The organism is Mycobacterium sp. TH-M15, assembly GCF_057473705.1.
This window is the reverse complement of record NZ_JBYCLB010000010.1, coordinates 1-6,980: the sequence shown is the minus strand read 5'-3', so window position 1 is coordinate 6,980 and position 6,980 is coordinate 1. Positions and strand designations below refer to the sequence as shown.

The following is a 6,980-nucleotide window of genomic DNA, read 5'->3' as shown; positions in this document are numbered from 1 at the left end:
TCGCCATCGCGGTGTCGTCGGTCCACTCGCCGGTCTCCCAGATCGACCCGGCGCTCACCGCGTCGGTGATGTCGACGGTCACCTCGGCCGCCAGCGGCGGGCCGAACTCGAACGGCGCGCCCAGCGCGTCACCGGCGGCGGTGGCCAGCAGCACCCCGCAGGCCCGATCCAGCTGTATCGGGGAGAGTCCCATCTCGATTCCTTCTGGTCGGCTGGCTCACGCCGGGCGGCGGGTCTCCGCGGTCTCCTGGTCGTAGCGGCCGTTGAGCAGCGCCGACACCGTGGCCGGCTGCCACCGCCGGCCGCGGACGGTGCGCTGACCGGCCGAGTTCAGCACCCGGTGGCCGTTGCCTTCGGGTGATCGCAAGACTCTGCCATCGATACCTCCTGACGTTGCCAGCGCCGCCGTGCGAGGCTGCGGCACGGCGGCTGGTAGAAACCCTGCCCCAAACGTATCCCCGGGGTCCGACAAGTTCGGGGGGCCGCCGGTCACGGTGCACAGGTTGTGGACAGTTACGCACCCTTGACGGTGTCACCCACCGGCAATTAACTCTTGACAGGCCGCTAGGGAAAGCTCACCATGGTTAGCGATATCGACGACATCGCCAGGTGGGCACGGTCGCAGGACTGGCGGGTCGAGGACGACAGCAAGGCACAAAGTGACCGCGGACTGGGTCATCACCCTCACGTTCGACGCCGACCCTTCCATGGAAACGATGGATTCCTGGGAGGACGCACTGCTGTCGACCGACGGGTCGGTCACCCGCATCCCAGGCCGCGGTATTGACGTGACAGCCTATGCGCCAGGGGATTTGGTGATGCAGGATGCGGCCGCTAAGACCACCTGGGTGGTGAGCCAGGTCGTCCACGCCGAGCCGATCGGCATGGAGATTCTCCGCGAGCCGGAGTGGCAGCGCCGGTCGGAAGCGCCGACCATGCCCGAGCTCATATCGGCGGCGGAGATCGCCGAAGAGCTGGGCGTGTCGCGTCAACGGGTGCATCAGTTGCGCGAGTTGTCCACATTCCCGGCACCGTTGGTCGAGCTGCGCAGCGGCGCGGTGTGGGATGCGACCGCCGTCCGCAAGTTCGCCCAGGAGTGGGAGCGCAAGCCCGGCCGCCCGCGGGTAGCCGCCTCGATCGGCGACGACGGTGCCGGCGTCGGTGGTCGACCCCGATCTGAAAGACTCGTTCGCGGCCCGACGACGCAGCAGGCAGGTGCGACATGACGTGGAAACCCACCGACATCCCGGATCAGCGCGGCCGCACCTTCGTGGTCACCGGCGCCAACGGCGGGCTCGGCGAGGTCACCACCCGGGTGCTGGCCGGAGCCGGCGCCACCGTGGTGATGGCCTGCCGCAACACCGCGACCGCCGAGCGGATCGCCGACGACGTCGGCGGTGACGTGCGGGTGGCCGAGCTGGACCTGGGCAGCCTGGCCTCGGTGCGCGACTTCGCCGATCAGCAAGGCGAATTCGACGTGCTGATCAACAACGCCGGCATCATGAACGTGCCGTTCCGCCGGACCAAAGACGGCTTCGAGTCGCAGTTCGGGGTGAACCACCTGGGCCACTTCGCGCTGACCGGGCTGCTGCTGGCCAAGATCGCCGACCGGGTGGTGACGCTGTCCAGCGTCGCGCACAAGCAGACACCCAAGCTCTGGATCGACGACCTGAACTACCAACGCCGGCTCTATCAGCGCAACCTGGCCTACGCGCAGTCCAAGCTGGCCAACCTGATGTTCGCCCGCGAGCTGCAGCGCCGGCTGGCCGCGGCCGGCTCGGCGATCCGCTCCTACGCCGTGCACCCGGGGGTGTCGGCCACCAACCTGTTCGCCGACGACATGACCCCGATCGGCATCATCGGCCGGCGCTGGGCGAAGCTGGTCGGCCACCCGCCGGAGCGGGCGGCCGAGTCGATGCTGTTCGCGGCGACGATGCCGGATGCCGACCCGGACGTGTACTGGGGTCCGACCCAGCTGATGCAGACCCACGGCCCGGTCGGGCCGTCGCCGTCGAACCGGCTCTCCGGGAACCGGACGCTGTGGCGCCGGCTCTGGGCGGAGTCGGAGAAGCTGACCGGGGTCAGCTACCCGCTCTGACCGCTCGTCGGCCTTCCGGTCCGGGACGGGTGGCATTCGGCCCGCCGCTGCGCGACAAAAACGCCGGGCAAACACCACACCCCCGCAGCCCGTGACTCCTATGACAGCTGAAACGGGTGGTCGGTGCGGTAACCATACCCAGCAGGCCGCGATCCGGCTAAGTTGTGCCCAGCGGCCGGGCAAAACCGGCGGGCGCGAGCCGAACCGATCCGAAAGTGGCCATGCGAGTAGACGGGCGCGAAATCGCCGTCACCGGCAACCTGCTGCAGCCGGTGACCCGTCGCACCAACGACATCCTGCGGCTGGTGCTGGCGACGCTGCTGCTGGCCGCGGTGATCGCCAGCTCACTGGTGACCCGGCCGGAATGGGTCAGCCTGGAGCAGGCGGTCTCCCGGATCGTCGGGGTGCTCTCGCCCACCCAGTCCAACCTGGTGTACCTGGGGTACGGCATCGCGATCCTGGCGCTGCCGTTCGCGATCCTGATCGGCCTGGTCGTCGGCCGGCAGTGGAAGCTGCTCGGTGCCTACGCGATCGCCGGGCTGGTGGCCGTGCTGTCGCTCTCCATCCGCGGCGGCGGCTTCTCGGCGCCCCGCTGGCATTTCGACGTCTCCGAGCAGCTGGCCACCACGCTGGCGCAGTTCCTCGACGACCCGCGCTGGATCGCCATGCTGGCCGCCATGCTCACCGTCTCCGGCCCGTGGCTGCCGGCCCGCTGGCGGCGCTGGTGGTGGGTGCTGCTGCTGGCCTTCATCCCGATCCACCTGGTGGTCAGCGCCATCGTCCCGGCCCGGGCGCTGCTCGGGCTGGCGGTCGGCTGGTTCGTCGGGGCGTTGGTGATCCTGGTGGTCGGCACCCCGGCGCTGGAGGTGCCGCTCGACGGTGCGGTGCGGACCCTGGCCAGGCACGGCTGTCGGGTCACCGGGTTCACCGTCGTCCGTCCGGCCGGCCGGGGGCCGCTGGTGCTCTCCGCGACCGCCGAGAAACCGGCGATCGTCGAGCTGTACGGACCCAACCAGCGCAGCGGCAGCGCGCTGCGGCAGCTCTGGCGCAAGCTGCGGCTGCGCTCGGCCGAGACCTCGCCGTTGCACGCCTCGATGCACCGCGCCGTCGAGCACCGCGCCCTGATGGGCATCGCGATCGACGACGCGGGTGTCGCCAACACGTCGACCCTGGCGGTCGCCACCTTGGATCGGGGCTGGACGCTGCACGCCAAGACCCCGATCCGCGGCACCCCGATCGCCGGCTGTGTCGACAGCACACCGGTGGCCCGGGTCTGGGCGGCGCTGCGCCGGCTGCACGATCAGCAGATCTCGCACGGCGACCTGCGGGCCAAGGAGATCACCGTCGCCGCAGACGGACGCGACGGCGACGACGCCCAGACGGTGCTGTTCGGCGGCTTCGGCAACGCCGAGTACGGCGCCACCGACGTGCAGCTGCAATCCGACATCGCCCAGCTGCTGGTGACCACCTCGGCGCTGTACGACCCGCGCCCGGCGGTGGCCGCCGCGATCGACACGTTCGGCCGCACCGCGGTGCTGTCCGCCTCCCGCCGGCTCAGCAAAGGCGCGCTGCCGGCCCGGCTTCGGCACTCGATCCCGCACGTCGGCACCGTCATCGCCGACAGCCGCGAGGAGGTGAAGCGGCAGACCGGCACCGACAAGATCCAGTCCGAGACGATCACCCGGTTCACCCGCAGCCAGCTGATCCAGTTGGTGCTGCTGATCGCGCTGGTCTACGTCGCCTATCCGTTGATCAGCCAGGTGCCGATGTTCTCTTCCCAACTGCAGCACACGAATTGGTGGTGGGCGCTGGTCGGGCTGATCGTCTCCTCGCTGACCTACGTCGGTGCGGCCGGTGCGCTGTGGGCCTGCGCCAGCGGACTGGTCAGCTTCAAGAACCTGTCGATCATGCAGGTGGCCAACACCTTCGCCGCGACCACCACCCCGGCCGGGGTGGGCGGGCTGGCGTTGAGCACCCGGTTCCTGCAGAAGGGTGGCCTGACCACGCTGCGGGCCACCGCGGCGGTCGCGCTGCAGCAGTCGGTGCAGGTGATCGTGCACGTCATCCTGCTTATCATCTTCACCACCGCGGCGGGCGCCTCGGCCGACCTGTCGCACTTCGTGCCGAGCGCCAACACGCTGTACCTGATCGGCGGGGTGGCGCTGGGTCTGGTCGGCGGCGTCCTGCTGGTGCCGAACCTGCGCCGCTGGCTGTCGGCGTCACTGGGACCCCGACTCAAAGAGGTCAGCGGCGACCTGGTGGAGCTGGCCGGCGAGCCCAAGCGGCTCGGCCTGATCGTGCTCGGTGCGGCCGGGACGACTCTCGGTGCGGCGCTAGCACTCTGGGCCAGCGTGGAGGCGTTCGGCGGCAACGTCTCGTTCGTCACCGTCACCGTGGTGACCATGGTCGGCGGCACGCTCGCCTCGGCCGCCCCCACCCCCGGCGGGGTCGGCGCGGTGGAGGCGGCGCTGATCGGTGGGCTGGCCGCCTTCGGGGTGCCCACCACGGTCGCGGTGCCGTCGGTGCTGCTCTACCGGGTGCTCACCTGCTGGCTGCCGGTGTTCATCGGCTGGCCGGTGATGCGCTGGCTGACCCAGCACGAGATGATCTGACTTACAGGAGCGACACGACGGCAAGGTCGGTCATGCCGGCGATGACGTCGAAGTCAGCGTCGCGGTGGACAATGCCGACGCCGTGACGGACTGCGACGGCCGCGATCAGGCAGTCGTTGATACTGCGGATTGTCCGGCCCGCACGTCGCGCCGCGCGATAAATGCCCGCCGCCGCCCGAAAATCAGTCGCGTTCTCAACGCTCAGCGATGGCAGCCCGTTCACCAACTGCTCGAGTTTGCGATATGTCTGGTCGTCGGTGGCGCCGGCCAGGATCTCCATCGCGATCGGCTCACAGGTGGCGACTTGTCCGCTTTCGTTCGACAAAAGACGCCGCACTTCGACGGCCGCTGGCGATCCGGTCGCGCGGAAATACTCGATCCACGCGGAGGTATCGATCAAGATCATTCGAGCTCGACGGGCTGTTCACGACGGAGCTCGTGCAACTCGCCTTCCCAACCGACGCCTTCGAGGCTGAGCAGAAACTCCCGGCTCAGCGGGGCACCGACCAGACGTCGTAGCGCGAGATCAACCGCGGCTTTCTTCGTCGTCACACCAAACCGCCGCATCACCTCGGCGGTCAGCTCATCGTCGAGATCGATGTTTGTGCGTGACATACACATATAATACACATTTTCAGCACACGCCCGCGCCGCGATCCGCGTACGCCCGGCTGACCACCGGTTCGTCGTAGCCGGCGTCGACCGCAGCCCGGCGGGCGGCGTCGCCGACGGTCAGCGTCAGCTCCACCGGCGTCAGCGCGATCACGCAGCCGCCGAACCCGCCGCCGGTCATCCGCGCCCCCAGCGCCCCGGCGCCGACCGCGGCGTCAACGATCAGGTCGATCTGGGCGGTGCTGACCGCGAAGTCGTCGCGCATCGACGCGTGCGACGCGGTGAGCAGCCGTCCGGCCGCGGCGAAGTCCAACTCGGCCAGGGCCGCAACGAAATCCAGCACCCGCTCGTTCTCGGTGAGCACGTGCCGGGCCCGGCGGGCGTCGACCGGATCGGTCACCGCGTCGAGCACCGACACCCCGCGGTGCTGCACCTCACGCAGCGAGGCCACCCCCAGGTCCGCCGCGGCCCGCTCACACGACACGCGCCGGGCCGCGTACTCGCCGTCGGCGTGGCAATGCCGTGCGCCGGAGTCGATCAGCAGCAGCGCCACCCCGGACGCGTCCGGGTCGAACGGCACCGGGTGCACGGCGACGTCGCGGAAGTCGATCAGCAGCGCCGTCGCCGGCTCGCCGTACAGCGCCGCCAGCTGGTCGAGCAGACCCGACGGGACGCCGACGTAGCCGTTCTCGGCGCGCTGGCCGATCCGGGCCCGCTCCACCCGGTCCAGGCTCACCCCGGTCGCCGCGCAGAGCGCGCCGAGCACCGCGCACTCCAGCGCCGCCGACGACGACAGCCCGGACCCGATCGGCACGTCGCTGCCGATCGTCATCGTCCCGCCCGGCACCGGGTGACCGGCCGCCCGCAGCGCCCAGATCACCCCGGCCGGGTACGCCGCCCAGCCGGTCACCGCACCCGGTGTGGGGTCCAGCGGGATCCGCACCGACTCGTCGAACCGGTCGCTGAGCACGGTCAGCGCGTCGGCGGCGGTGCCGGCGGTGAAGGTGGCGGTGGTGCGCTGCGGCAGCGCGATCGGCAGCGCGTATCCGCCGTTGTAGTCGGTGTGTTCGCCGATCAGGTTGACCCGGCCCGGGGCGCCGTAGCCGACGGTGCTCACGCCAGCTCCCGCAGCCGGGCCGCGACCGCCTCCGGCACGACGTCGGCGACGAAGGCGTCCATCGCCGACTCCGACGCCGCCAGGTGCTTCAGCTTGGTGGCGCCCCGCTTGATCGACATCAGCTCCACGTGGAAGTAGCCGTCGCGCTGCGCGTCGGTGTCGCGGTACTGGTGCAGCGCGGCCATGTACGGCAACGGCGCGTCGTAGATCCTGTCCAGCCGGCGCAGCAGGTCGCGGTAGGTCAGCGCGAAGTCGTCGAGCTCGGCGACGGTCAGCTCGGTCAGGTTGCGCACCAGCCGATTCGGATACAGGTGGATCTCCACCGGCCAGCGCGCGGCGAACGGGACGAACGCGGTGAACCCGACGCTGCTTGCGACGACCCGGCTGCCGTCGGCCCGCTCGGCGGCCAGCAGGTCGGCGAACAGGTTGGTGCCGTGCCGGATTCGGTGCTGTCGGGCCTGCTCCAGCATCGCGGTGGTGCGCGGGGTCAGATACGGATAGCCGTAGATCTGGCCGTGCGGGTGGGCCAGCGTCACCCCGA

Annotated in this window: 8 protein-coding genes and 1 pseudogene; 3 read left to right on the top strand and 6 right to left on the bottom strand. The window is 70.2% G+C overall.

The window, feature by feature from the left end; translation table 11 throughout:
* Together AC2VNT_RS00240 and AC2VNT_RS00235 are read right to left on the bottom strand one after the other, a co-directional pair.
* On the bottom strand, positions 1 to 193 hold a 193-nt coding region (locus tag AC2VNT_RS00240), incomplete at its 3' end, for an ADP-ribosylglycohydrolase family protein (protein WP_486944951.1).
* A 24-nt stretch (positions 194 to 217) separates the two neighbouring features.
* On the bottom strand, positions 218 to 367 hold the full coding sequence (locus AC2VNT_RS00235) for a hypothetical protein (protein ID WP_486944950.1): 150 nt from the start codon (positions 365 to 367) through the stop codon (positions 218 to 220).
* 292 nt (positions 368 to 659) lie between these two features.
* Between AC2VNT_RS00235 and AC2VNT_RS00230 the strand changes: the two are divergent.
* From AC2VNT_RS00230 to AC2VNT_RS00220, 3 genes and pseudogenes are all read left to right on the top strand, one after another.
* Positions 660 to 1,199, top strand: a pseudogene (locus tag AC2VNT_RS00230) (helix-turn-helix transcriptional regulator); the annotation flags it as partial.
* A gap of 23 nt (positions 1,200 to 1,222) precedes the next feature.
* Positions 1,223 to 2,098 (top strand): oxidoreductase, encoded by an 876-nt coding sequence (locus tag AC2VNT_RS00225; RefSeq protein WP_486944949.1) that lies wholly within the window; start codon positions 1,223 to 1,225, stop codon positions 2,096 to 2,098.
* 221 nt (positions 2,099 to 2,319) lie between these two features.
* The gene (locus AC2VNT_RS00220) at positions 2,320 to 4,710 is read left to right on the top strand and encodes a lysylphosphatidylglycerol synthase domain-containing protein (RefSeq protein WP_486944952.1); all 2,391 of its coding nucleotides are present in this window, start codon (positions 2,320 to 2,322) and stop codon (positions 4,708 to 4,710) included.
* A gap of 1 nt (position 4,711) precedes the next feature.
* On the opposite strand, the gene vapC is transcribed toward AC2VNT_RS00220, so the two are convergent.
* The 4 genes from vapC to AC2VNT_RS00200 form a co-directional block, all read right to left on the bottom strand.
* Positions 4,712 to 5,116: a type II toxin-antitoxin system VapC family toxin gene (gene vapC / locus AC2VNT_RS00215; protein WP_486944948.1), complete on the bottom strand. Its 405-nt coding sequence runs from the start codon at positions 5,114 to 5,116 to the stop codon at positions 4,712 to 4,714.
* Complete coding sequence (locus AC2VNT_RS00210; RefSeq protein WP_486944947.1) at positions 5,113 to 5,325, bottom strand: type II toxin-antitoxin system VapB family antitoxin; 213 nt, start codon at positions 5,323 to 5,325, stop codon at positions 5,113 to 5,115. Before AC2VNT_RS00210 ends, vapC begins: the two co-directional genes overlap by 4 nt.
* A 19-nt stretch (positions 5,326 to 5,344) precedes the next feature.
* On the bottom strand, positions 5,345 to 6,439 hold the full coding sequence (locus AC2VNT_RS00205) for a galactokinase (protein WP_486944946.1): 1,095 nt from the start codon (positions 6,437 to 6,439) through the stop codon (positions 5,345 to 5,347).
* A partial coding sequence (locus AC2VNT_RS00200) for a galactose-1-phosphate uridylyltransferase (RefSeq protein ID WP_486944945.1) occupies positions 6,436 to 6,980 on the bottom strand: 545 nt, incomplete at its 5' end. The genes AC2VNT_RS00205 and AC2VNT_RS00200, both read right to left, overlap by 4 nt.